This is a genomic window from Haladaptatus rarus, assembly GCF_054177585.1.
Genome location: NZ_JBPEHG010000008.1, coordinates 115386 through 140283 on the forward strand (window position 1 = coordinate 115386; position 24898 = coordinate 140283).

General features: G+C 54.0%; 25 protein-coding genes and 2 pseudogenes. 16 read left to right on the top strand and 11 right to left on the bottom strand.

Annotation, left to right across the window (positions count from 1 at the left end):
* Positions 1–43: 43 nt before the first annotated feature.
* A pseudogene (locus ACR3FE_RS17460) lies at positions 44–916 on the bottom strand (ArsR/SmtB family transcription factor).
* 99 nt (positions 917–1015) lie between these two features.
* Between ACR3FE_RS17460 and ACR3FE_RS17465 the strand changes: the two are divergent.
* The 3 genes from ACR3FE_RS17465 (at position 1016) to ACR3FE_RS17475 (ending at position 3170) form a co-directional block, all read left to right on the top strand.
* The gene (locus ACR3FE_RS17465) at positions 1016–1723 is read left to right on the top strand and encodes a hypothetical protein (RefSeq protein ID WP_458208673.1); all 708 of its coding nucleotides are present in this window, start codon (positions 1016–1018) and stop codon (positions 1721–1723) included.
* Entirely contained in the window at positions 1669–2271 is a 603-nt protein-coding gene (locus ACR3FE_RS17470; RefSeq protein ID WP_458208674.1) for a glycoside hydrolase family 2 TIM barrel-domain containing protein, read from the top strand. The genes ACR3FE_RS17465 and ACR3FE_RS17470 overlap by 55 nt, the downstream gene beginning before the upstream one ends.
* Before the next feature lie 332 nt (positions 2272–2603).
* Positions 2604–3170 (top strand): twin-arginine translocation signal domain-containing protein, encoded by a 567-nt coding sequence (locus ACR3FE_RS17475; RefSeq protein ID WP_458208675.1) that lies wholly within the window; start codon positions 2604–2606, stop codon positions 3168–3170.
* 107 nt (positions 3171–3277) lie between these two features.
* On the opposite strand, the pseudogene ACR3FE_RS17480 reads toward ACR3FE_RS17475, so the two are convergent.
* The 5 genes and pseudogenes from ACR3FE_RS17480 to ACR3FE_RS17500 all read right to left on the bottom strand — a co-directional run.
* Positions 3278–3535, bottom strand: a pseudogene (locus tag ACR3FE_RS17480) (RNA-guided endonuclease TnpB family protein); the annotation flags it as partial.
* Between the two features lie 220 nt (positions 3536–3755).
* The gene (locus ACR3FE_RS17485) at positions 3756–4745 is read right to left on the bottom strand and encodes an aldo/keto reductase (RefSeq protein ID WP_458208676.1); all 990 of its coding nucleotides are present in this window, start codon (positions 4743–4745) and stop codon (positions 3756–3758) included.
* A gap of 936 nt (positions 4746–5681) precedes the next feature.
* Positions 5682–6134 (bottom strand): alpha/beta fold hydrolase, encoded by a 453-nt coding sequence (locus ACR3FE_RS17490; protein WP_458208677.1) that lies wholly within the window; start codon positions 6132–6134, stop codon positions 5682–5684.
* A gap of 492 nt (positions 6135–6626) precedes the next feature.
* Positions 6627–7079: a type II toxin-antitoxin system VapC family toxin gene (locus ACR3FE_RS17495; RefSeq protein WP_458208679.1), complete on the bottom strand. Its 453-nt coding sequence runs from the start codon at positions 7077–7079 to the stop codon at positions 6627–6629.
* Between the two features lie 6 nt (positions 7080–7085).
* Positions 7086–7289, bottom strand: coding sequence for a hypothetical protein (locus ACR3FE_RS17500; RefSeq protein ID WP_458208680.1), 204 nt, complete (start codon positions 7287–7289; stop codon positions 7086–7088).
* A gap of 281 nt (positions 7290–7570) precedes the next feature.
* On the opposite strand from ACR3FE_RS17500, the gene ACR3FE_RS17505 reads away from it, so the two are divergent.
* The 3 genes from ACR3FE_RS17505 (at position 7571) to ACR3FE_RS17515 (ending at position 10670) form a co-directional block, all read left to right on the top strand.
* Positions 7571–7798: a hypothetical protein gene (locus tag ACR3FE_RS17505; RefSeq protein ID WP_069452470.1), complete on the top strand. Its 228-nt coding sequence runs from the start codon at positions 7571–7573 to the stop codon at positions 7796–7798.
* Between the two features lie 519 nt (positions 7799–8317).
* Positions 8318–8566 carry a DUF8156 family protein gene (locus ACR3FE_RS17510; protein ID WP_458208681.1) on the top strand — a complete coding sequence of 83 codons (249 nt, stop codon included), beginning with the start codon at positions 8318–8320 and terminating at the stop codon, positions 8564–8566.
* Positions 8567–8570: 4 nt separating this feature from the next.
* Positions 8571–10670, top strand: a complete 2100-nt coding sequence (locus tag ACR3FE_RS17515) for a type B DNA-directed DNA polymerase (protein WP_458208682.1) — start codon at positions 8571–8573, stop codon at positions 10668–10670.
* 109 nt (positions 10671–10779) lie between these two features.
* Here ACR3FE_RS17515 and ACR3FE_RS17520 read toward each other — a convergent pair whose 3' ends face one another.
* Positions 10780–11163 carry a hypothetical protein gene (locus tag ACR3FE_RS17520; RefSeq protein WP_458208683.1) on the bottom strand — a complete coding sequence of 128 codons (384 nt, stop codon included), beginning with the start codon at positions 11161–11163 and terminating at the stop codon, positions 10780–10782.
* A gap of 117 nt (positions 11164–11280) precedes the next feature.
* Positions 11281–11898 carry a DUF998 domain-containing protein gene (locus ACR3FE_RS17525; protein WP_458208685.1) on the bottom strand — a complete coding sequence of 206 codons (618 nt, stop codon included), beginning with the start codon at positions 11896–11898 and terminating at the stop codon, positions 11281–11283.
* A 208-nt stretch (positions 11899–12106) separates the two neighbouring features.
* Between ACR3FE_RS17525 and ACR3FE_RS17530 the strand changes: the two genes are divergently transcribed.
* Both ACR3FE_RS17530 and ACR3FE_RS17535 read left to right on the top strand, forming a co-directional pair.
* Complete coding sequence (locus ACR3FE_RS17530) at positions 12107–12319, top strand: hypothetical protein (RefSeq protein WP_458207318.1); 213 nt, start codon at positions 12107–12109, stop codon at positions 12317–12319.
* Positions 12320–12610: 291 nt separating this feature from the next.
* Positions 12611–13012 carry a hypothetical protein gene (locus ACR3FE_RS17535; protein ID WP_458208687.1) on the top strand — a complete coding sequence of 134 codons (402 nt, stop codon included), beginning with the start codon at positions 12611–12613 and terminating at the stop codon, positions 13010–13012.
* A gap of 76 nt (positions 13013–13088) precedes the next feature.
* On the opposite strand, the gene ACR3FE_RS17540 is transcribed toward ACR3FE_RS17535, so the two are convergent.
* Complete coding sequence (locus ACR3FE_RS17540) at positions 13089–14129, bottom strand: hypothetical protein (RefSeq protein ID WP_458208688.1); 1041 nt, start codon at positions 14127–14129, stop codon at positions 13089–13091.
* Positions 14130–14495: 366 nt separating this feature from the next.
* Complete coding sequence (locus ACR3FE_RS17545; RefSeq protein ID WP_458208689.1) at positions 14496–15053, bottom strand: hypothetical protein; 558 nt, start codon at positions 15051–15053, stop codon at positions 14496–14498.
* Between the two features lie 823 nt (positions 15054–15876).
* Between ACR3FE_RS17545 and ACR3FE_RS17550 the strand changes: the two genes are divergently transcribed.
* The 3 genes from ACR3FE_RS17550 (at position 15877) to ACR3FE_RS17560 (ending at position 19502) form a co-directional block, all read left to right on the top strand.
* Positions 15877–17286, top strand: a complete 1410-nt coding sequence (locus ACR3FE_RS17550) for an ATP-binding protein (RefSeq protein ID WP_458208690.1) — start codon at positions 15877–15879, stop codon at positions 17284–17286.
* A gap of 33 nt (positions 17287–17319) precedes the next feature.
* Positions 17320–17961: a DNA polymerase domain-containing protein gene (locus tag ACR3FE_RS17555; RefSeq protein ID WP_458208691.1), complete on the top strand. Its 642-nt coding sequence runs from the start codon at positions 17320–17322 to the stop codon at positions 17959–17961.
* Between the two features lie 341 nt (positions 17962–18302).
* Positions 18303–19502 carry a hypothetical protein gene (locus tag ACR3FE_RS17560; protein ID WP_458208693.1) on the top strand — a complete coding sequence of 400 codons (1200 nt, stop codon included), beginning with the start codon at positions 18303–18305 and terminating at the stop codon, positions 19500–19502.
* Between the two features lie 403 nt (positions 19503–19905).
* Here the strand turns inward: ACR3FE_RS17560 and ACR3FE_RS17565 are convergent, their stop codons facing one another.
* On the bottom strand, positions 19906–20157 hold the full coding sequence (locus ACR3FE_RS17565) for a hypothetical protein (protein WP_458208694.1): 252 nt from the start codon (positions 20155–20157) through the stop codon (positions 19906–19908).
* A gap of 170 nt (positions 20158–20327) precedes the next feature.
* Between ACR3FE_RS17565 and ACR3FE_RS17570 the strand changes: the two genes are divergently transcribed.
* The 5 genes from ACR3FE_RS17570 to ACR3FE_RS17590 all read left to right on the top strand — a co-directional run bounded on the left by ACR3FE_RS17570 (position 20328) and on the right by ACR3FE_RS17590 (position 24526).
* Positions 20328–20615 (top strand): AbrB/MazE/SpoVT family DNA-binding domain-containing protein, encoded by a 288-nt coding sequence (locus ACR3FE_RS17570; protein WP_245800213.1) that lies wholly within the window; start codon positions 20328–20330, stop codon positions 20613–20615.
* A gap of 3 nt (positions 20616–20618) precedes the next feature.
* Positions 20619–21023 carry a PIN domain-containing protein gene (locus ACR3FE_RS17575; protein ID WP_083252497.1) on the top strand — a complete coding sequence of 135 codons (405 nt, stop codon included), beginning with the start codon at positions 20619–20621 and terminating at the stop codon, positions 21021–21023.
* 60 nt (positions 21024–21083) lie between these two features.
* On the top strand, positions 21084–21833 hold the full coding sequence (locus ACR3FE_RS17580) for a hypothetical protein (RefSeq protein WP_458208695.1): 750 nt from the start codon (positions 21084–21086) through the stop codon (positions 21831–21833).
* A 388-nt stretch (positions 21834–22221) separates the two neighbouring features.
* On the top strand, positions 22222–23385 hold the full coding sequence (locus ACR3FE_RS17585; RefSeq protein ID WP_458208696.1) for an HAD family hydrolase: 1164 nt from the start codon (positions 22222–22224) through the stop codon (positions 23383–23385).
* The gene (locus tag ACR3FE_RS17590) at positions 23378–24526 is read left to right on the top strand and encodes a DUF1214 domain-containing protein (protein ID WP_458208698.1); all 1149 of its coding nucleotides are present in this window, start codon (positions 23378–23380) and stop codon (positions 24524–24526) included. Before ACR3FE_RS17585 ends, ACR3FE_RS17590 begins: the two co-directional genes overlap by 8 nt.
* The last annotated feature ends 372 nt before the right edge of the window (positions 24527–24898 follow it).

The following is a 24898-nucleotide window of genomic DNA, read 5'->3' on the forward strand; positions in this document are numbered from 1 at the left end:
AACCTCGTGATACGTTGGTAAAAAGTTAGAAGAATCGGCACTTCTACACTCGAGACGTCCGTTGGGAACCGCTGGTGTCGAGATACGTGCAGAGGTCGTCGACGACGTCGCCGACGCCGTACTTGGTGGCTTGGGTTCGGAGTTCGTCGCGGTCGATGTCGACGTGACTGAGCAAGAGCAGGCAGTATGACTGCGTTCGTGGGCCGGAATCAATCACGAGCATGTGGCAGCACAACATCTCCGGCGAGAGCTCGCTCGTCGCCTCCGAATAGAGGTAGTACCGACGGTCACGTGCCAACAGCGGGAGGCCGTATCGCTGGAATTGGTCTGGGCCTGTCGGAATGAAATGTTCGTCAGCGATTTCAGTCGGTGTCTGGACAAGAAACTCGTCGAGAGATTCCCACAGAATCGTGTAGGAATCGGTCTGTTCTTCGACAGTCTGGCGGTGGACGTGATGGGCAAGCTCACGAGCGAATGCACTCAGCTTTTCGAAGCCGTCATTCAGTGTATACGCACCGTCGTCGGTTTGGTAGACGATTCCGCGATGTTGAAGCGGGGGGTAGCGCACGGTGGACGGTACTTCGGTGGACATCGGCGCGGCGTGCGAGTTCGGTCGCAGTCCGTGGGGTATCGAGGAAGTAGCACACACGGAGGGCTGCCCCTGACAACAGCTCCGGCCAGTCGATGTGTGAATACTGCTGGGTGAGGTCCGTGAGTAACTCGAGTGCCTTTGCGTCCGACAGTCGAATCTGCTTTGTTTTCCCCTGTCGACGTGTCTCAACGAGGCCAGCTGTTTGAGCCGCTCGACGAGTTTTGAGGTGTAGCTGAGACTCCGATCGAGATTCGTCGCAAGGTCAGAGACCGTCTACTCACCGTGGAGGGCAGTAAGGGCGCGAACCACGCCTTCTGTGAGCATACTGTTGCATACTAGCGAATCGATATATAGATCACTTCGGTATTTTGCAACGCGGAGCTGACTCTGTCGAGGACGATTTGAACGATTGGGGATGAGGTCATGCTGTATAAAATCGACTACTTCGACGGCGACGTGTTCAGGTGGTCGGTGACTGAAACGGGAGTGACCTGCGAGGTTGACGAATCGTATACACCGACAATCTACGTGTCCGTCCATGGTGATGGCGACTTTTCGACGGCACGTGCTGCACTTCGTGACCATCCTGCCGTTGTTCGGGTTACTGTCGTCGATGAACGTGTGAGCTTCCGCCACGATCCGGAGCAAGTACTTCGGGTGGATGTGGTCGACCTCAAGGCGGTGAATTCAGTGGCACGAATGGTGAGTAAGTGGGGCTCTCCTGGTGAGTATCGCTGTTACAACGTCGATTTCTCGCGGGAGTTCCGCTATTGTCTCGAAGAGGGGATTAACCCGCTGCCAACCCACGAACTCTCACAGATGCAGATCTCTGTCTCGGAGACGGAACTCACGAGTGAGAGAGTTACCGAACTCACGATTGACGATGAGAGGGTGACTGGGAGTGGTGCGCACGTGTTAGCAACGCTGTCGGCTCGCGTTGAGTCAGTTGATCCGGATGTACTCTTCCTGAATACCAGCGACCTCATTCCCATTCTCTTCCAACAGGCTGATCGTCTCGATGTGGAGTTCCAGCTTGGGCGACAGCCAGGGGGGCAGCAGTTGATTACGGCGACAACGTGGGAACGTACGAGCTTCGCACCCACCTCTTCGACCCCGACTATAAGCGCGTGAAGACGACGTCAATCATCGTCGACGTACCGGCGGACGATAGCGCTGGCGTCTTCTTCTCGATCGACGTTGTATCGTCGATGAAATGGACCGCAGAACACCCGAACCTGTACCATGTCGGATTCGAACTCCGCCGGTCCGGGTCGCAGTCGGCCACCGAAGCCCAGCTCGCGAAGTTCGGATTCCGCGAGTACGAGATTCTTGACGGCAAGATCCACGTCAACGGCGAACCGGTCGACTTCAAGGGCGTCAATCACCACGAACACCATCCGGAACTCGGTCGCACGATAACCGAGAACTTACGACGCGAGGAGTTCGAGCATCTAAAGCAATTCAACGTCGACGCACTCCGGAATTCGCATTATCCGCGCGGACCCGAATTCTACGAGTTCGCGGACGAACTTGGCTTCTACGTGTGCGACGAAGTCAACGTCGAGACCCATCAGAACCCTAGACTCGTCAATGAGTATCCGGCGTTCCACACTCAGTTTATGGATCGCTTCAGGCGAATGGGGGGCATCGCTGCTAAATCGCGGGTTCCACTCAGCTAGCAACTCGTGGTCAACGGTGAACTTAACCGTGACTTGACTCGTGATTTCGGCACATGTAATCTCCAAAGCCTTGGTGTGATTGAAGAGGGTAGTGGAGAGATGAGGATGGTCTCAACAAGTGTATCGGAGTTAGTTAAGACGAGTGAGCGCAGCGCCAAGCGTGTCCTCAAATCCGAATTCGTTCATATAAAAAATACACATGGGTAATTCGACCGTTGTACTACCAAAAACAACTCATGTTCCTCTACTATTAAAATTATATGTATCAACAACCAACTTTTTTTATAATCGATAATTATATCACCTTCCATGATTATCTGTTTACGAGTTCAATGGAATCAAATCAGTATCCTCAGACCCGCCGAACTATACTCAAAAAGGGAATTCTCGCGACGGCGACTGCATCAATTGGTGTCCCGATATCCATGGGACTGGCCAGTGCCACGGACTGCTGTAAGACCTGCTGGGTGGATGTCAAACCTGACAGTTGTCCGAACTCTATAAACCTAAAAAACAACGGTGTCGTCTCAGTGGCTGTCGGGTGGCCCAACCTGAAGTTCGAGAGCATTCGCCTCGTTCCATCAGGTAGGAATTCCGATATTCAATTCAATGGTTGCCAAGATTACATGAATCCTGATTGGAAGGATGTTTCTTGCGAAGACATCGATCGACTTCTCTCGGAAACCGATGGTCGAGAGGCCGCCACACCGATCCGAATGACACGGGAAGACCTCAACGGGGATGGTGACAACGAGACGGTTTTGAAGTTCCACACCCGTGAGATCGACCTCATGTCCGACGACGAGTATCTCGTCCTCGAAGCGATGACAGGAAGCGGCTGCCGTCTGCTCGGTATTGATAGCGTCAGAGTCCTTGGAAAATCGAATAACCGTAACTGATTTTTTGTCGAAGCAGGATTTGTTTTGACGTTGATCAGACCGCTGCTTTGTTGATCGATTGTTCACTCGTCTCTCTTGTACGCACAGCCGTAGTGGGTCGCGGTATCGTTGTCGTACTCGTAGTAGTTCTCCATCGCACCGAGTGCTTTGGCGACGGCGCGCTGAGTCGTGTTCTTCACGAGGTCGGCGTCGTCGGCTACGCGGTCTGGAATCACGTCCCAGTCCACCTCTTGCTTGCCGAGCCGGATGGTTTCGTTGTACGCTGACCGCGCTTCGAGGCGGGCGTCGTGTAGCAGGCTCTCGTTGTCACTCTGGATGGCGAGTTGAAAATCCATCATTTTCGCGAGAGCCTGTTCGTCGCCCATGATACACCAATTAAAGACAGGAATACAGGCCTCTTGAAAATGAGCTACCCGGGGAGAAAGTAAAAGAGAACGTACAGGTTTCACCCTCTCGGGAGCAAGCCCCGAGGCACTCGGCCTGCTCCGCCTGTAGACCAGAGAGCATACCGACCTGCTTCATCACGTTCACTCCATGCCTTGCCAGTAATTGATGCGGCTTGCCGTTGGTTACAGCCGGCAGTGTCTATTCGTGACCATCGATTGCTACCGGGCTATAGGGGGCTTCCAGATACTCAATGTCATTTTCTGAGAGGTCAATGTCGAGTGCTTCGACTGCTTCTTCGAGGTGCTCAACACTCGTTGTCCCGATGATCGGTGCATCTACTGCTGGTTGATGAAGGAGCCATGAAAGTGCGATCTGGCTCATTTTGACCCCTTTATCGTCGGCGAGTTCTTCGACACGTTCATTAATTTCCTCGCCTCCGCTTGACCGATAGGTGGCTATTCGTTCGGCAAATTGGCTGTTTTCCATATACTCACCTCGAACTGTTTCGAGGAATGCCTCATGTGGGCGGGTAAGATAGCCGCGTGCGAGTGGACTCCAGGGGATGACACCGATATCCTCACGTTCACACAGGGGCATCATCTCTCGTTCTTCCTCGCGATAGACAAGATTGTAGTGGTTTTGCATCGTGATGAACCGGTCGTAACCGAGCTTGTCACTCGTATGAAGTGCATCAGCAAATTGGTAGGCCCACTGCGAAGAAGTACCAATATACCGGACTTGGTTCCGTCGGACAGCGTCGTCGAGTGCACGAAGCGTTTCCGCTATGGGGGTCTTGTAGTCCCATCGATGTGTTTGGTAGAGGTCGATGGTCTCCATTCCGAGACGCTCAAGGCTGTTTGTGAGTTCTTGTTCAATGGCCTTTCGCGAGAGACCGCTGGTGTTTGGATTCGTTTCGTCCATTTCTCCATAAACTTTTGTCGCCACCACGAAATTGTCGCGCTCGTAGTCGGCGAGAACATTCCCAAGGACCCGCTCGGAGTCGCCATTCGAATACACATTTGCGGTATCGAAGAAGTTGATGCCGAGGTCGATCGCCCGCTCGATGATCGGACGACTTTCTTCTTCACTGAGAACCCAATCGCGCCAGTCGTTCGAGCCGAAACTCATGCAGCCGAGACAGATTCGACTCACCGTCATTCCTGTGTTACCGAGTGTCGTGTATTCCATCTCCTAGTGACTCGGTGAACCATGCAATAAGAATTGATTTCGCGTACAGAATCTCCGGAAGTGGGATCCAGTCAATTTTGTTTCTCCTGCAGTTCAGTATGACTACGTGATACCTACGAGGAGTTTTTCGGTCGTGTGGCTATTGTCGGCTACAGACGAGTGATATCACAATCAGTCGGGTTCTCGTCGTTCGAGTTTCTCCCACATCCGTCTCGGCGTAGGGACGAAGCCGACGAATAGAGACGGTGATTCATCAATAACACGGGATGTACAGCTTCACATCGTTTCTCTAGCGATTCCAAGTATAGAGGATGATTCTGATGCGTACCTGCGCCTCCATAGAACCAAAAGTCACGGCCTTTTGGAACTCTCAATCAGTGATGGGTTTCAGCGGTCGTGCTGACTCGATGGAAATTCTGCTATATCCAGAGAGCGTGAGCAAAGTATGAGGCACAAGAGACCGAGCTGTATTCGGCGGCGAAGACCGCGCGATTGTTGATGGTCCACGTGCGAAGGAAGCCGAGACCTGGGCGTGACAGCCCGGGTGGCGCTCGCTGCGCCACCCGGGAAAGCCCGAATACGTGAATCTCTTCCTCACGCACTGGTGCCTCAGCGGTGCGATCTGCAGACCACGAAAACGGTCGACTTCCTGCATGATTGCGGGGAGATGTTCGATCACCCTGGCCTGATCACCGAAACGACCGAAAGGGAGTGAAGGGAATCAGCCGCCGGAAGCAGGAGCCACAGCTACCGCATTCACGTGTCCCCAGCCTACCGGTTGAGGCGAGAGCTATTGTCTTGACCTCTGATGATTTTCTCATCCGCTGGTAACGCGAGTGTTCGGTAAAAAGAGTAATGCAGTCGGCCGACCGTTACTTCAATCGCAGAATTTCCATACGTGTATACAGGGCGCGCATTCAGCAATGGCCCATCAGATTACGCTCGATTAGGGTTTTGGCCTAAAAGTCGATTGACCTTCGACCTTGGCCATGAGGTGGTTTCTGGCTCAAGCTCTGCGGGCAGTTCGGAGCCAGTAATCCACGCCTCGACCATCCGTTGATCGAGGTCTCGTTTCCGGTTCATCCAAGCGTGACTGTGCCCGGGGATGTATCGGGCTTCAGCCTCAGGCATCAGGTCGGCGAGTGCCGCGTTGGAGGGTCTAACCATCGGGAGATCTCGCTCCCCAGCGACTAGCAGTGTTCGGCAGGTCGCGTTGAGCTCCGCTTCCGTAATCTCGGGGTTGTTTGCGTCGTTGAGCGCACGACGGAACGAGTCGGGCGAGGCCATCTGGAGATCCCAGTAGTTGACCGACCACCCGCCATGGTCGAAGCCACCGTCACGGTCCTCGTCCGGACCTCCTGGTGCCTGCATCACTCCATCGAGTGTCAAGAATGTTCCCACGACAAGTTTCCCCGTCGCCTCGTTCGAGTTTGTCTCGTTCGTGATAAGCACTTAAATCGTTGAGTCTAATAAAGACCGTTCTGGCTCATCAAGTCGATGTCTGTCCGGTGAATCAATTCTCCCTATCTGGCACACCCGTCCTAACAGATGACGGGGGACGGTATCCAGATGCTGACTCGTCGGCTCGGAACTGTCAGTCGCACTGTCACGACACTCATGACGCTGGCTCTTCCCGGTGAGTAGCCGGTGGGGGACTCGAACTGCTACTTGTTTGGAAACCGTCTGGGTGGTCGATACACTCGGCCGAGCGGCTGTATTCGGTAGATTGCATGGCGAACCGATGCAACCTCATTCTCAGCGAGAGATGCGATGAGATCGCGTCGTTTTGGTGTCAGGATTTCAGCCGCGCTTTCGTGGCTCAGGACATGGACGCCTTCCATTCCACCGCGAGCAAGCGCTCGTGCTATCTGTTTTCGGCGGTCACTGGGCATCATCTGTCGTAGGATTGATCGCTGGAAGCTCCTTTGATTGTGCAACATCAACGAGCTTCTTGTCCGCACAAACGAACGTGAGACCTTCTACGTTGGTCGCTAGCGCACGTGCAGCTGAGAGTTGAAGACTGTCGAGTGTTCGAAGATTGTCTTCCAGAATGAGTTCAAACGCATAGTCGAACAGCTGTTCGTCCAGGGGAACGATCTGGAAATCTGCGAGGGCTTCGTCGAAAAACGCTGCAAGGAGTGAATCGACCTCCTTGCGAGAGATTGAGTCTCTATTCTGCTTTCGACGAAACGCAGAGACCGTTTCGATGACTGCGAGTGAGGTGATGAGAATGTTATTCTCGGCAGGTTCGACTATCGTGTCGACCACGTCTGTCCCCTGTTCGTCGTAGTAACGCTTCACGAGGGCAGAGGTATCGAAAAAGTAAGACGGCATTTGTGGTTAGAATCGTTCGTCGCGGTCTTCAGAAACAAGGTCAGAGACGGGTTTTCCTGCTGCTACTCGCTCTCGCGCTTCCTTTAGATCATCAGGTGCCTGATGCTCGGCGAGGAATGCTTTCATCCGGGCTTCGAGCGGCGTGTGCTGCGACTGCTTGAGCAGTTTTCGGCCCATATTTTCTAGATTCTTTTTCGCAGCGTCACTCATACCCACTAGTCGTTTCTCAATCGGTATACCGTTTACGTCTATTGCTCGGGAAGAGTACGGAAGCTCTCTCCGGGTTACTCCTATGTACGTTTTCTCTGGTGTGTTCTCGAGGACCGTTATGTGGATTAATCGGTGGTGTGGTTAGTATAATATACTAACCCATGCATGTTCGCCTTGGAAGATGCGCTCGGTTCGGAGTTGACCGTGAGAAGTGGGGTATCCATCCTACCAGGTGGTATCCCGTGTACTTACCTGTACAGCTCTCAAATCCAGAGATAGCAATGGGTCCGAATGGGACGTCGCCACTCACCCCACTCGCGCAGGATGCGCTCGACGCGCTCGCAACCGCACTTCCGGATGCGGGAGAGCTCACGTACGAGCAAGCGTATGCGATTCTCAACGACAAGGAGGATCTTGAGCGCCCTGCTGCCGAGGATATCATCGAACGGCTCTACATGAAGGGCCACCTCTATGAGGTCGAAGGGAAGCTTCGACTCACCGATTATTGACTACAAAATTGAGCAAGTATCGGAGCAGGCTGACTGATATGTCGGTTTCGTCTGTGGGTATCTACAATCAGCATTTGTGTTACCGGTACGCGTTTTATGCCTCCGTCCGATGCTCTAACTGCGCTCTCACAACTGGTCAAGGCAATTTCCCGACGCAATCATGCGACGCTCAAGGTTTGGCTAATTGTGAGAGCCCTGCGGTCGGCTTTCCTTGCCTTTCTCCAAGTGAGCGTTGGTGGCAACTGTGTTTTCGGAAAATCCAATCGGAAAGGATTCGATCAGGCTGCTGACGACCGGTACTCCGGGATCTGTTCGAGACTCATTTCGGAGAGAACGTTCTGGAGAGAGACGTACTGATTCGCTCCAAACTGACGGTAGCAGAACGTTGAGTCTTACTTCATAGTTGGTGGCCAGCACGACCAGTACTCACACTGATTTCCATCGACATTTCATCTATTGGAATATTCGGAAGCGACCCTGGCTTGCCTAAGAGGATCCTGGTGGTCGTGTTTACTTGCAATGATCCAAGCCAACCAAATCGAGGCAGGATGGGACAAGTATCGACGAGCACTTCGACCGACCGACCAAGCGGTCTTTGATCGACTTTTCGAGTATGCCCAGCTGCATACCGATCCCAGCACGGTTCACAAGCCATTGTTCGTCGAGACGCCGATTCTAATCTCGATGTTGCTCGAACAGCAGATCCAGATCGACGATTTGGAAGAACGGCTTGATCACTTAGAGGAAGATTTGAACGGTCAGGGATGAGGTCATGGTGTACAAAATCGACTACGTCGACGGCGACGTGTTCAGATGGTCGGTGACCGAGACGGGGGTAGAGTGTGAAGTTGATGAGTCGTATACGCCGACGATCTACGTGTCAGTGCATGGTGACGGCGATTTTTCAACGGCACGTGCTGCTCTTCGCGATCACTCTGCCGTTGTTCGGGTTGCTATCGTCGAAGAACGCGTGAGTTTTCGCCACGAACCCGAGCAAGTGCTCCAGGTGGATGTGGTTGACCTCAAGGCGGTGAATTCAGTAGCCCGAATGGTGAGTAAGTGGGGCTCGCCCGGTGAGTATCGCTGTTACAACGTCGACTTCTCGCGAGAGTTTCGCTACTGTCTCGAAGAGGAGATCGACCCACTGCCGACCCACGAACTCTCGAAGATGCGGATTGCTGTACCGGAGACGGAACTAGTGAGTGAGAGAGTTACCGAACTCACGATAGACGATGAGACGGTGACTGGGAGTGGCGAAGACGTATTAGCAACATTGTCGGCTCGTGTTGAGTCGGTTGATCCGGATGCACTCTTCCTGAATACGAGCGACCTCATTCCAGTTCTGTTCCAGCAGGCCGATCGGCTCGACGTAGAGTTCCAGCTTGGGCGACGACCTGGGTGGCAGCAGTTGGCGGGTGAATCAACCTACGAAAGCTACGGGCAGGTCGGGCACTCTCCGGCACGCTACAATCTGCCCGGTCGGGTGATCATCGATGGCTCGAATACGTTCATGTGGAACCAGACGAACCTCGATGGCTGTCTGTATCTCGTCGAACAATCGGGGAAACCACTGCAGGAGTTGGCGTGGTCGTCGATCGGAAATATTCTGACCGGGATTCAGATCCAAGAAGCCCGTGAACGAGATGTTTTGGTTCCGTGGCGCTCGTGGCGACACGAGAAGTTCAAAACGATGCGCCAATTGCACGACGCTGATCGAGGTGGGTTCACCTTTGCGCCGGACGTCGGGTTGCACGAGGACGTTCACGAACTCGATTTCTCCTCACTGTATCCGAATATCATCGTCACTCGGAACGTGAGTCCGGAGAAGATCCGGTGTGAGTGCCATGCCGGTCGGGAGGATGTGCCGGGCATCGGGTATTCGATTTGTGACGAGCGAGGCTATCTGCCAGATGTGCTTGAGCCGTTGATTGAGGATCGGGATGCGATCAAAGCCGAGATTCGAGCAACCGAGGACGAAGAGCATCGCGACGAGTTGGAAGGCCAATCGAGTGCGATCAAGTGGATTTTGGTCTCGTGTTTCGGCTATCAGGGCTTTTCGAATGCGAAGTTCGGGCGGATCGAGTGCCACGAGGCGATCAATGCGTATGCTCGGGAAATTCTGTTGGAAACGAAAGCTGTGCTTGAGGAGCATGGGTGGCGTATTGTGCATGGTATCGTCGATAGCGTGTGGGTGACGCCGATCGAAGACGAGGACCAAACGTCTCTCTCTAAGCTTGTCTCGGAGATTTCTGAACAGGTAGAAATTCGGCTCGAACACGAAGCCCACTACGACTGGATAGCGTTCGTCCCGTTGCGTGATTCGGATGCTGGTGCCTTGACGAAGTACTTCGGGAAGGTCGCTGGTGAAGACGAGTACAAGTATCGGGGCATCGAGTGTCGCCAACGGAGTACGCCGTCGTATATCGACGACGCGCAGAAAGCGTTGATTCGAGCGGTGGATGCGTGTCGTGATCCAGAGGCGGTTTGTGAGGAACTGCGGTCGTGGGTCGATCGCCTTGAGCGTGGGGCGGTCGATCCGAGTGAGTTGGTGATCACGAATCGGGTTTCGAAGAAAAGGGAGGACTACACGCAGTCGACGCGGAGTGTGGCGGCACTAGAGCGGGCGGCTGATCTGGGGTTGGCTCGTGCGCCCGGTCAAAGTGTGTCGTATGTGGTGGTGGACGATTCGAAGCAGTCTCGTGAACGGGTGCTGTTGGCGAGTGAGGAGGTAGACGAGTATGATGTCGGATTCTATCGGGAGTTGTTGGTTCGTGCGGCAGCGAGTGTGCTGTCACCGCTGGGGTGGCGTGAATCGGATATTGAGAAGGAGTTAGGTCAGTATACCGAGTCGAGTTTGACGTCGTTTGGGTGAGAAACACTGAGCAACGGCCTTGTTGAAACCCACAATCGGTGATAGGTTTCAGTAACGCTGCTGAATAGAGAGCGCGTAATCATCACAACCCAATCGCCGAATCTGACCGCTAGTCCTTTCTCAGTTCGTTGATTGCGATGATAACGTAGAACAACCCGGTGAGGCGAGTCCCTTGATACACCCACGGTTTCCATTCACAAACGGTGGCGTCGGTGTACGCTAGCTTGGCTACGTAGTCGATGTAGGCGCGTGGAGACACCAGCGAGAGAATCCCGATAAGACCAAGAAATTTCTTCACCGTCGAATATAACGCGTCTGTTCGCTGCATGAGGAGCACGATGAGTAGTCCTTCGACCCGAGCAGCGGGCACTGCCCACGACCGTAATTCACACTCCTCCGGATTTTCAAGTCCGAGTTGCTCGGCTTCAGTGATGAGCGTCTCTGGGATGAGAAGTTCGATGATGCCGAACGCAGTAAATATCTTGCGTAACATGGCCACCCAGAAGTTCGGCAATAACATCGATAAATGTACGCTCTCTATTCAGCACGGCACTCCTGACAGTGATCGGGGAGATTATCGCACCCGTGCTGAATACACTGCGCGAATCGGTCATGACTCTGACCTCGCGTGGTGGTCTGAGTGACTTGCAAGCAGGTAGTCCTCTCGCAAGTACCAAACGTACGCCACGAGGAACATGAGCCGCTGGAAGACACCAGCGAACTGGCCTAACAGCGTCATCGCCGCCGGTAGCACGACTGTCGCGCCAAGAGCGACCACGTCGAACCACCGGAAGTCGAACTGTTCCTTCCATCGTCGGAGGAGGAGTGTCAGGACGCCGAATGCGAAACAGAATCCCAGGAGGGTAGCGGTGGCTGAGTGGAAGGCGTCCTCGACTGGATTGTACGTCACCACCGCGTCCCACGACCGCGTCGAGAACACTGCTGTGGCGACCATGAAGACGCCGAACCCAGTGTGGAACACAGCTACCCACCGCTTCCAGGCACCACGTCGCTCTACCGTCAACCAGATAACGCCCAGACCGAACAAGAGAAACCCGAGGCGTGCAATCCACGCTGCTTCGACACCCTGCGCAGCCGACTCACTGGTCGTATGGGTGACCCAGGAGTATCCCTCGGGCATGAACAGTGGTGCAACTGCGAGTGCGAGCGCAGACGCCAGGAGGGCGACAGCTATCCCAACGCCCGCATAAACCCGATCGACCCACATAGAGAATCCCACACTGAACAACTACTAAGAACTGCCTCTATTTCGACCGGCATAGGTTCCGACACTGGAGAAGCCCACTGCTGACTACACCCTCTATATTCAGCACGATGCTTGTGACAGCGACTGGGGAGGTCATCGCACTCGTGCTGAATACAAAGCGCGAGTGGGTCAGACAAACACTGATATACTGTCTACTATTACATGAGTTATGAGCACCGCAAGACGGCTCTACCATCGTCTTGATGAGTGGGTACGAAGTCTCTCTCGTATCCAATATGCGTTTCTCGCGGGCATCACATCTGCTATGGCGCTGTTCGTTTTCGGCACACTGGTCGCTGAACATCTGACTTTCGAGGCCGTTGCATTGGGAATTTCGATAGCTATTGCCTATTACGCGTTCAACCCAGATAACAAGGACTGAACGACGGATTCCGATGCTGGACACATCCTCTATATTCAGCACGACGCTTGTGACAGCAGCTCGTCAACTCGCTGAGCGGCAGCAAGATACACGCCCGCTTGCTCGTTTTCGATAGTCAATCGATGCTGACTACATGCTCTATATTCAGCACGCCATTTATGACAAAAGCTCGGTAGTTCGTTGAATCGCTGCAAGATACAGGGCGCGTATCGGTCATGCAACTTGCCTATTTTCTGGTTACGCACAGACCACAAATGCCTCATAGTCCCAACACGAAATGTAGTTATGGTGATGGCCGAGCGAGGTGTGGTCTCTTGGGTATCAGCGACCGTTGATTTCCTTCTGGCAGTGTTTGGGTTCATTGTTGTGTTGTATCCGATGATCTCGCTTGGAAACGCCGTTCTCGGGTCTCCGGCGTCGGCCTCAACAGTCAACGTGATTATCGGTGTGCTGGCGGTCGGTGGAGCGTACCCCGTGGTTGCGGGGGATTGGTCACTCGGACAGCTCGGCGAATACGTGTTCGTCCTTACTGCCTCCGCATTCGGGTGGGGACTCCTCGGGATGCTGGTGATACTTGTATCAGGACGTACGATTGCCGGGAGTAATCCAGTTCCACAAGCAATCGTCTGGGCCGCGGCCTCTCTGACTGCGTATCTCATCGTGTACCGAACCCAGTTAACAATTTTTAGCTAACTCCGGTTTCATAACTCGGTCTCACAACCGTCACCGCAGGTGATTCCAGTCGCCTTCAGAAAGACTTGCGGTAGGACTAGTGGCTGGTGTGGCCATCATCGCTTGGGCTGCCAGCTGACAGATAATCGAATTCTTTCGTTGCAATGGTGCCGTCGACCCAGGCCAGCCGGCCCTCAGTTTGGACATCGAGTCCGTCGTACGCACCGAAATATTTGGATTTTGACTCGATGAAGGCCGTCAGTTCTTCGCTCTCCGCCGTCTCAGCGTCGGGGTAGGTGTTTGCAAATGTCAGATGAGTCGTCTCAGTCCCAAATCGCCACGATTTGAGCCTTCCCGTGATGATGTCCTTCCGGAAGCGGCTCGATGTTGCTCCGTCCATCGCCTCCGGATAACACCAGAGCGCGTCGGGGTCGTCAACGATCCCCATCATCGCTGCAAAATACTCATTGCTGTCACCGTAATGGTTCGAGTCACCAGCCGATGCATCGATCACGGCTTTCACGTACTCACTCGGATCTCCTCTCATCGGAACCGCCTTAATCAGGACGTCTTCCGAGATGGCGTGGACGGTGTCTAATCCGGTAATGTCGCGCCCGTAGAGGTCGAAGCCTTTGTAGGTTTCTGGCTCAGACAACGAAGACTCTGCCGTTGTAGTGGCCGTCTGCGTCGACGTTGTCCCAGACGATTGCCCGTACTCTCTGAGTGTTCGATCCAGAGCCTCTGGATCGAACGATCCGAAGGCCACACGAGAATGACCGATCTCCATTGCAGCATCGACGGCGCCGACATCGACCCACAAGGGGCGAGCGAGCGGTTGCATCTCCATTTTGAGAATAGAGTAGGCGTTCTCGTGGATGGAATCTTTGCGGGCACGGATGTCTGCGATGTCGAAATACCGGATTCCGTAGCCATCTTGCAGCGGGGTCGTCGTTGGATCCGGGAGCCACTGTGTGAAATCCGGCGGTGAAGTCTCGTCTGACTGGGTCGATGTGGTTGATTTAGTTGGACTATTGCCACTGGCCGATGAGTCACTTAGGCACCCAGCAATCGACGCGAGCATCCCGCTGCTGAGTGTGAGACCTGTCGTCTTGAGAAACGTTCGTCGTGAGGAGTGCATTCACGTGTATTTATAGGATTGATAGCATAAGTTTTCTCCTCTCTTTGTATCAATAGACGTTTGAGAGGTAAGATCGAGTGAAATTCCCACCGTGCTCAGACCGAGTGAGGTTCATCACTTCAAGAGGTCCTCAGTTATATCGTCATGGGCTGTCACGGGTGAAGGTAGTCGATTACACCGTTGTAATAGAGGAGGATCGCGAACGCGACCCCCTCCATTTCGCAGAAATAGACGCAGAAATAGACGTACTCCACCGTACCCAACCAACTAGTACCACCATGTGTCACCGGCAGTGCGGTGTGAATCTCGTGTGGTGGTGCCGCCGAAATGGGGGTTCGTCGAACCCCCGTGATTACAACGCTATAATTAGCGCCCTCCGTTTCCTCCCGCGTTAGCTTCGTGGGCTCGCATCCACCCGGCGAGGTCGGGGTGGGCGAACGTGATTTCGATGTGATGCCCGCCGACACCCATGGCGTCGTCCACACACAGCGTTCGAGATTCCTTGTAGGTCACGCCGGGGACACGTTCGGCCATTTCTTCCATCACGCGATAGCCATCGTTCTTGTACGCACAGCCATAATGCGTTGCAACTTCGCGATAGCCCAATCGTGCAACCATCACATCATTCGTCTTGGCGACGTTCTTCGCGTGCTCGAGCACATCGAGATACTTGTCCTCGACTTGCTGACTCTCTGCGCGCTTCTCGCGGAAGTTCATGAGCTCGGTATTCTGTTCCGAGCGCTGGACGGTCTCGAAGAGTTGGCGGCCTGCATTGGTTGCTTCCGCAGCGAGGTTCGGCGAGTCGTCGTCAACACTCTCTTCAGTCTCGTAATCCCGCACGAGGTTGATTATACGCGAGACTGACGCCCGAACCCGACTATTCTTCTCTTCAACGTCGGTGAGGTCGTCAATATCGGCTTGCATGGTTTCGGTCGCGTCATCGAGCCCACCGAGCTTTTGTCGATCTTGGGCACGTGCTTTTGCCGCCTCCCCACGATACTCTTCGAGCTCATCAACTCACTCGTCGCAGGTCTGTGTTTCGCGAGCGATCGCCGCTCGCCTCGTTCTCGTGTTCGCCCACATCTCTGACACTCACAAACACATCGTCATCTGCGTTTCACGCCTATTCTCTAATACTGACAATTTTTAATTTTTGTGGGTTTTTGTCTTCCGTGACAAGCTACTCTGTTACCCGTATCTCTCTGCACCTCGTACCTACCCTTTACTTTGGACGATTTTCGAGGTACAGATAGCAATATAACGACGTTAGATTTGCATATAATAACGGAGGGCTATTCTCTGGAGGTTATTTGTTATATGCAAATGCTTTCGGACTCTCCGAGAGATATATGCACCGAGTTAACCCCTCTTACTGCCGAATATCGCATTTACTGCTAACCGACCGAATCTTGTTACTCATGCTATATGAAAATGGTTGGATGTGCTATATGAAAATAGACGGCGAAAATCGGCTTAGACGTCTGAATTCGTTGCACAGAATAACTCTCCCGTATTTACAAACCGGCTAATACAGCTAGGCCGAAACACAGGCGATAATGTAGGTGCTCAATGTGATAGGATGAGATAGACCGGTTTTCCAATGCAAGCTACTATAATAGATATGACTGTTTACATGGGTCCAACAACCGAATTCGATAACGTAGCTTGAACTAATGTAGCTTGAACTAACGTAGTTCTATCTACACAATCGTGCCCTTTATGTTGCCATCGAATCTACAGGCGAACAATGCCACCATTCGTTAACAGAACAAAAGAGCTTGATCGACTCATGAAGCTCTACAATAGCAACTCTCCGAATTTGAGTGTGATATACGGTCGTCGGCGAATGGGAAAAACAGCGCTTGTCGTCAAGTCTATCGAAAACCGCGAGGATGCCGTCTATCACCAAGCAGCACATGGGACTCCCGAGCAACAGCTCGATTCGTTCATTGCTGATGCGACAACAGCCTTTCCTGGGATCAATCGGATTCGAAAGGATTGGGAAAATGTTCTCACATACCTTGCTGAACAAGATGCGATCGTCATTCTCGATGAGTTTCCCTATCTTGTCGACGAAAATGAGGCACTTCCATCAATTATTCAGCGTATCTGGGATCACGAAGTCGAAGAGACAGCGGCAACCTTCGTCTTGACTGGCTCTGCGATTGGGATGATCCACAACATTGCCCTTGATGGTAGTTCACCGTTGTACGGCCGCATCTCGAAGCGACCGAATGGGAAGCTCAACATTGGCCCGCTCCCATTTGGAGCGGCGATGACCTTCTTTCCCGACTATGATCCAGCAGAGCAGGTTATGGCGTACGGTGTTTTTGGCGGGACACCGGATTATCTTCGCGCTGTTGATGACAGTCAATCACTCAAGGAGAACATCACAGAAACGTTGCTCCTTCGAGATGGTGGTCTCCATGAAGAACCTGAAAATGTTCTGTACCGGGAATTGGACCAGGTGGATCGATACTTTGCCGTGCTGAAGGCGATGGCCGAAGGGAACCGCCAGCGAAACGAGATTGTTCAGGCTGCAAGCATCAACGCCAATAGTGCCGGCTATTACCTCTCCCGTCTGCGAGAACTCCAGATAATCGAGCAAGAGTATCCGGTCACGGTTGACCCGTCGCGAAGTCGGAACAGTCGCTACCGAATCTTGGATCAACTATTCGCGTTCTGGTTCCGGTTCGTCCATGGACGATCATCTCGATACGAAGTCTTCGGGCCAGATGCGTACGATGAACTCGTCGAACCCTATCTGTCGGATTTTGTCAGTGGCACATTCGAACAGCTGTGTCAACGGGCGATTCTCTTCGAATACGGTTCTGAGTATACGTTCACGGAAGAGCCAGACACGTGGTGGGATACCGATGGACGGGAAATCGATATCGTTGCGCCAACGAACAGTGACACGTTGGTCGTGGGTGAGGTGAAATTCACTCAACAGCCAATGGGATACGACGTACTTGCTCAGCTCCAGCAAGAGGCACCTCATATTGATTGGGTACCGAATGGTGGAGAAGAGCCAGACTATGAGTATGCGCTCTTCAGCCGGAGTGGATTTGCGTCGTCGCTGGAGGAAGTCCATGATGAACGTGATAATCTTCGTCTTTACACTGTTGAGGACGTGGTTAAAACGATCACGGAGTAGGGGTTTTGGGATTGCTTTGAAGGGTGCATGATCGTGAAGGTTCCACCAATATTTTCAACCGCTGCATGCCGGTTCAATCACGAAGCCCACTACGACTGGATATCGTTTGTGCCGTTACGGGATTCGGATGCCGGTGCATTGACGAAGTACTTCGGGAAGGTCGCTGGTGAAGACGAGTACAAGTATCGCGGGATCGAGTGTCGGCAGCGAAGTACGCCGTCGTATATCGACGATGCGCAGAAAGCGTTGATTCGAGCGATCGATGCGTATCGTGATCCAAAGGCGGTGTGTGAGGAACTGCGGTCGTGGGTTGATCGACTTGAGCGTGGAGCTGTTGATTCGAGCGAGTTGGTAATCACGAATCGGATTTCGAAGAAGAAGGAGGACTACACACAGTCGACGCGGAGTGTGGCGGCGCTAGAGCGGGCGGCTGATTTGGGGCTGGTGCGGTCGCCTGGTCAGAGTGTGTCGTACGTGGTGGTGGACGATGACAAGCGGTCGCGAGAGCGGGTGCTGTTGGCGAGTGAGGAGCTAGACGCGTATGATGTTGGGTTCTATCGGGAGCTATTGGTTCGTGCAGCAGCGAGTGTGTTGTCACCGCTGGGGTGGCGTGAGTCGGATATTGAGGAGGAATTGGGCCAGTATATCGAGTCAAGTTTGACGTCGTTTGGGTGAGAAACACTGAGCAACGACCTTGTTGATATCCCCAATCGGTGATGGGTTTCAGTAACGCTACTGAATTGAAAGCGCTTCTCGGTTGAGATGGGAGCGTGACAGTCCTATCCGAACCAACCAATTGACGATGGAATTGTTAAGGTTACACTATCATCAGATAGATAGTAAATAACAAATAATCTATAACTGGACAGACATCGGAGTTGCGAGCAAGAGACATGTTCCAAATATACTGTTTGAGGAGAGAGACGTTCGACACGTCGATCTCAAACTCGCTCAGGGCCTGCGCACACTCGTGGACTATCACACTGCGGCGCTCGATCTGAGCAGAGGAGTAAGTCATGCTCGTAATTACGATTATCGTGATCGTGACGCTGCTCGCACTGAGCCTGGTGCTTTACTCGAGTCGCATCCAGAAGTCGGAGCGCTACCAGGCCACGGTTGTCCCGCTCGCCAACATCATGGATATCGGGTTCGTCGCGATGACGCCGATCATCGTCCACATTACCGGCGTCTTTTCGCCCCTGACAATGCTCGGCCTCTGTGTGCTCGGCTTGGTGATGGGCGGAGTCATGCGCTACAACATCCGAAATTTCGAACCGGTGATGGGCGAGAAGGGCCTCCTGCGCGGCATCTCGAACGTCGCCAAGTGGGCGTTGATCGTCGCCTCGCTCGTGAACGTCGCCTACTACCTGCAGCTGATGGCTTCGGCCATCATCTTTCCCTTCAACGTCGGGGACGGCCAGACGCTCGTGACGATAATCGCCGTGGGGTCGCTTGTAGCCCTCGGCGCCGTCGGCTACTTTTACGGGCTAGACCGGCTCAACGAGCGGGGCAATCGGATAACGGCCTTCAACCTCGCGGCCGTCACGGCGATCATCGTCGGGTTCCTAGCATACAACGTCGTCATAGCCGTACAGGGGGATTGGTCGCTCCGCCCCTACAACCCGCCACGGACCACGCAGAGTCTCCGCCAGATTCTCGGTTTCTTCGCGCTCGTCCAGGGTTTCGAGGCGTCCCGGTACCTCACCGAGGAGTACAGCGCCGCACGCCGTATCCGCACGATGCGGAGCGCACAGATCATCTCCACGGTCGCCTTCGTGCTCTTCCCGGCGTCGGCACTCCTCCTCTTCTCGCAGGTGTTTCCCCAGCCGACGCCGGAAGCGGTCCTCGAGATCGCCCAGGTGGCGAGCCCCGTGCTCCCCTGGCTCGCGCTGCTCCTGGCCATTGGGAGCCAGTCGTCCGCCTCGATCAACGCGATCGCCTCACGCTCCGACGTCCTGGTGGAAGTCTCGAACAAGCGGATTCCGCGTCGGTACACCTTCCCGCTGCTCTCCGTGGGCGCCATCGTGATCGTGCTGGTCACCGACGTGCTCACGGCTGTCGCGATGGCTTCGCGGGTGTTCGCAGTGTTCTTCGCGATACAGTGTCTGATGGCACTGATTCTGGCCGCCCGCGACAAGCAGTGGCCACAAGCCGTGGGCATCACCCTGGTCGGCCTGGCAATGGCGGCCATCGCGATCTTCGGCATCTCTTCCTGAGTCAGGGCTGTTCCCGCAGACCTCATGGCCCGGGATCTGAACAGACGCTCTGTGTTGGCTACCTCGTATGATCGATTCATCCTCTATAACTAGCACATCAATTCTAACTGATGACTGGTAGGTAATGTTCAACTGCTGTCTCGCCAGCTCGGAACACTTTGGAACGTTCTCAACCAAGCCGCCCTCGACTGTTACTAGAGAGTAGTCGATTACAACGTTGTAATAGAGGGGGATCGCGAACGCGACCCCCTCTGTTTCGCAGAAATAGATGCAGAAATAGACGTACTCCACCGTAACCAACCAACTAGTACCACCATGTGTCACCGGCAGTGCGGTGTGAATCTCGTGTGGTGGTTTGGTTCGAGAGGGGGTTCGTCGAACCCCAGTGATTACAACGCTATAATCAGCGCCCTCCGTTCCCTCCCGCGTTGGCTTCGTGTGCTCGCATCCACCCCGCGAGATCGGGATGGGCGAACGTGATCTCGATATGATGCCCACCGACACCCATCGCGTCGTCAACCGACAATGTTCGAGACTCCTTGTAGGTCACGCCGGGCACACGTTCGGCCATCTCCTCCATCACCCGATAGCCGTCATTCTTGTACGCACAGCCGTAATGCGTCGCCACCTCTCGATATCCGAGTCGTGCAACCATCACATCGTTCGTCTTGGCAACGTTCTTCGCGTGCTCGAGAACATCGAGATACTTGTCCTCGACTTGCAGACCCCCTGTGCGCTTCTCGCGTCGACCTTGACTAGATATGTATATAGGTACTTGCCACGGCTGTGGGAACAGAGTTATACATACCCACCTCCAATCTAATAATGGGTATGTCCGAAATAGCTACTGATGAACGGGGTCGTATCACGATCCCGCAAAAAACACGCGAACGATTTGGCGAGCATTATCGCCTCGTCGAACTAGAGAACGGGATCAAACTCATTCCGATTGACGATGACCCACTTGAAGGCCTTCGAGACGCTGTCGGGGATGCGTTTGCTGACAAAGACGCCGCCGAGCTGAAAGAAGCGGCTCGAACGTCTGCGACTCAACAGATCAACGAGCGGCATCGCGATCGTAGCAAGACAGAACACGAACAGAGTGAGGAATAGCTTGTGTACGTTGAGACCGATTTTCTCACCGCCTTGGTGAAAGACGACGACTGGCTGCAAGACTCGGCACTGGATGCCCTCAAAGAGTACGATGACATCCACACCTCCATTCTTTCGTACGCCGAGGTTCTGGTCCTCTTCTATGACCACATTGAGGCAGAGTATGAGATCGATGCGCCGCGAGCTATTACGAACTTGCTCGAACTCGTTCCTATCGTCCCAGAAATTCACGAAGATGCGATTCTCGCAGCTGCAACGTATATCGACGAGTATCATATGACGCCATTCGATGCTCTCCACGCTGGTCTTGTCGCGACGAAGGGCGAGCAGATACTTTCAACCGAACTAGATTATGATACTGTTGGTCTTGATCGGGTACCGCTTGCTCCATCAGAAGTGGATGACTGATTCTACGGTTGGTTCTCGATTGACCGGTTGTTAGTATTAGATACTAACGCAGACGATCTATTGGAGACGAAAGCAGTGCTCGAAGAGCATGGCTGGCGGATTGTGCATGGTATCGTCGACAGTGTGTGGGTGACGCCAATCGAAGGGGAGGAGCAGACGTCACTGTCTAAGCTTGTCTCGGAGATTTCTGAAGAGGTAGAGATCCGACTTGAGCATGAAGCTCACTACGACTGGATTGCGTTCGTCCCGTTACGTGATTCGGATGCGGGTGCGTTGACGAAGTACTTCGGGAAGGTCGCTGGGGAGGATGAGTACAAGTATCGGGGCATCGAGTGTCGCCAGCGAAGTACGCCGTCGTATATCGATAAGGCGCAAAAGGAGTTGATTCGAGCGGTGGATGAGTATCGTGATCCAGCGGCGGTTTGTGAGGAGTTGCGAACGTGGGTCGATCGCCTTGAGCGTGGGGCGATTGATCCGAATGAGTTGGTGATCACGAATCGTGTCTCGAAGAAGAAGGAGGACTACACGCAGTCGACGCGGAGTGTGGCGGCGCTAGAGCGGGCGGCGGATCTGGGGTTGGCTCGTGCGCCCGGTCAGAGTGTGTCGTATGTGGTGGTTGATGATTCGAAGGACTCGCGGGAGCGGGTGAGATTGGCAGGTGAGGAGTTAGACGAGTATGATACCGGGTTTTATTGGGAGTTGTTGGTTCGTGCTGCGGCGAGTGTGTTGTCGCCGTTGGGGTGGCGTGAGAAACGTATTGAGCAATTCCTCTCGAGTCATGACGAAATCAGTCTCAAATCGTTTTTCTAACGATTGCAAGCTGAACCGCATCGGGGGAGTTACCCCGAGGCACCCGGCCTGTAGAGGCTGTATCTATCGTATACCTTCTCTTCTAACGGATCACAAATCACGGCCTCGCTGGAAACCCTCCATCGATAACCGATTTCGGCGGTCGTGCTGATCGCAGAACACGAATCAAGCCAGCCACGAGCGTACACAGGAGATGGTGAGGTTGTTCAGTGCACATACAACAGATCTCAGATCAGAACTGAACAGGTGGCCAACCAGTTCTTACCACCATTATGTCTGAAATTTATGTTATTTTAGAGACAGTACTTTGTAGAAGTCTGTCGTATGGAGTGCGAGCCGGATGAAGCAGTGCTGTTGGGCACCGCACGAGAGAACAAGAGACACAACTATGACCAACGAGACACCCGACACGCCGACTGACGCAGAATCGAATTCTGGACTGATGCGGACAACCCGTCGTACCGCGCTGCGCGGGGCAGGACTCGCTGGCTTACTTGCGATGGGCGTTGACAGCGCCACGGCCCAGCAAACCGTTCCGAGTGCGAACGCCCACCAGAGTTGGAACAAGGCCTCTGACCCGCTTCCATCCTGGAACGACGGGAGGGCCAAGCAGGCTATACTTGCGTTCGTCGAGAAGGTGACGACGCCAGATTCCCCCGATTTCGTACCACCCGATGAGCGCATCGCAACGTTCGACAACGACGGTACGCTGTGGATTGAGCGTCCGACATACGTCCAGCTCGCCTTCACAGTGGACCGAATACAAGCGATGGCCCCCCAGCACCCGGAATGGAAGAACAAACAGCCCTACAAGGCGGCGCTGGACAACGACCTCGAGACGCTGGCGGCGCTGGGCCAGGAAGAGTGGGTCGAACTACTCGCTGCCACACACGCCGGAATCACCACGACCAAGTTCGACGCCATCGTGACCAACTGGCTGAAGACGGCACGTGATCCGTGCTTCAATCGGCGCTATACCGAACTGGCCTATCAGCCGATGCTGGAGCTGCTCTCGTTTCTGCGGGCGAACGAGTTCAAGACCTTCATCGTCTCCGGTGGTGGCGTCGAGTTCATTCGCCAGATGTCCGAAACGACGTACGGGATTCCCCCAGAGCAGGTGATCGGCTCGAGCGGAAAGCTCCGCTATGAGGTCCGAGACGGCAAGCCGGTGCTGATAAAGGAGCCAAAGATCGATTTTGTCGCCGACGGTGGCGGTAAACCGGTTGCTATCCAAGAATTCATCGGCAGGCGACCCATCATGGCGGTCGGCAACTCCGCCGGAGACCGCCAGATGCTTGAGTGGACCGGGGCAGGGGACGGCCCGCGGCTGCTCATGCTGGTTAACCACGACGACGCCGCGCGTGAGTATGCCTATCCTTGGGACCAAGAGCTCGGTGTCACGTCCGACAAGCCTTCCCAAACATTGACAAACGTGGCAGCGGAGAACGGCTGGATCGTCGTCAGTATGAAAGACGACTGGAAGCGCGTCTTCCCCTTCAAGCAAGCAGCTTGCAAAGGCGAGCAGAGAAACACAGGTACCAACCATGAGTAACGAGACACCCGACACGCTGAATGACGCAGAATCGAACTCCAAACCATTGCGGGCAACCCGCCGCAGTGCGCTTCAAGGAGCAGGACTTGCCGGCTTGCTCGCGATGGGCATCGGTAGTGCCAGTGCCAACCAAAGCACATCGACCCAGACTACCAACCAAGCCGAGCAACAGACGACGGACAATACCGATGCTGTCCCAGTGACATGGGCGAACTTCCCACGTGCCTACTGTCATGCTGTATTCCAGCCAATCGTTAGCAAGGGCGGGTTCGGACAGTTCTATCATGTCCGAAATCTTTCTCCCATCGGTGCAAAGAGTGAGTTGGGCATCGGGGAGCAACGTGACTCACTCTACTCACTCGGGGTGTTCGATATGACCGAGCCCGTCACTATCACGAAACCAGACACCGGTGACCGATATCAGTCGATGAACGTCCAGAATGAAGATCAATATGTGAAGCTGAGCGTCACCGAACCTGGCACGTACACATTGACGCAGGACCAGATCGGCACGCAGTATGCTGGTATCGTGTTCCGCACGTTCGTCAACGCTGACGACCCGGCCGATGTGAAACAAGTCCGTCAACTCCAGGATCAGATCAGCGTGGTGCAATCGTCGGCTGGACCGTTCGAGATTCCCAATTGGGATCCGCAATCACTCGAACAGATAGACGACGCGCTGAGAACACTCTATTACACGATAGACAACTGGTCGGACGCATTCGGTGACGTTGGCCAGGTCGACCCTGTGAAATTTTTCATCTCCAGTGCGTCGGGGTGGACTGGCGTCCCGGAACCGTCAGAAGCAGTAATCCTCCAACGAACTCCCGACCAGAATGACGGCACAACGCCATACACACTCACAGTCAAGGACGCCCCTGTCGACGGCTTCTGGTCGATCAGCGTCTACAACCGTCGCCTATCCTTTGTAAAGAACAAGTACGATGCTTATACTGTGAGCAACGTAACCGCAGACCGGAACGCTGACGGGAGTGTCACAGTGCATTTCGGTGGCGACCCTGACCAGAAGAACTTCCTCTACACTCCGGAGGGATGGCGCTATCTGTTCCGGTTCTACGACCCACGCGAGCCGATTATCAACGGGAGCTATCAGTTCCCCGAGGCCCAGCCGGTCGAGTGAGGCAAGCAGGCGGATATCAGCCGTTCTATCCGCTTGCGATTACTTTACTGTAATGATGACCCTGGACTCATCTCCTGTCACGTACTGACGGTTGTGCTGAATTTATCTTCTATATTCAGCAACCCGGTTGTGACAGCAGCGTGGTGACTCGTCAAGCTGGTGCAAGATATAAGGCGCTAATGCAACGTGCCCACGATATCGAAACGGAGTGGACTGGGTTGTTCGGTGGTGAGAGAACCGATTTCAGATTTCGGCTGAATTGGTCGTTCAGCAGTTCACACTTCTATTATATTAGTATATTATACAATTCTGGCATCATCTCTTTATCCGGGGTTGTCGTAGGAGAGTGGGAGTTGGGTGGAGCAGTACTGT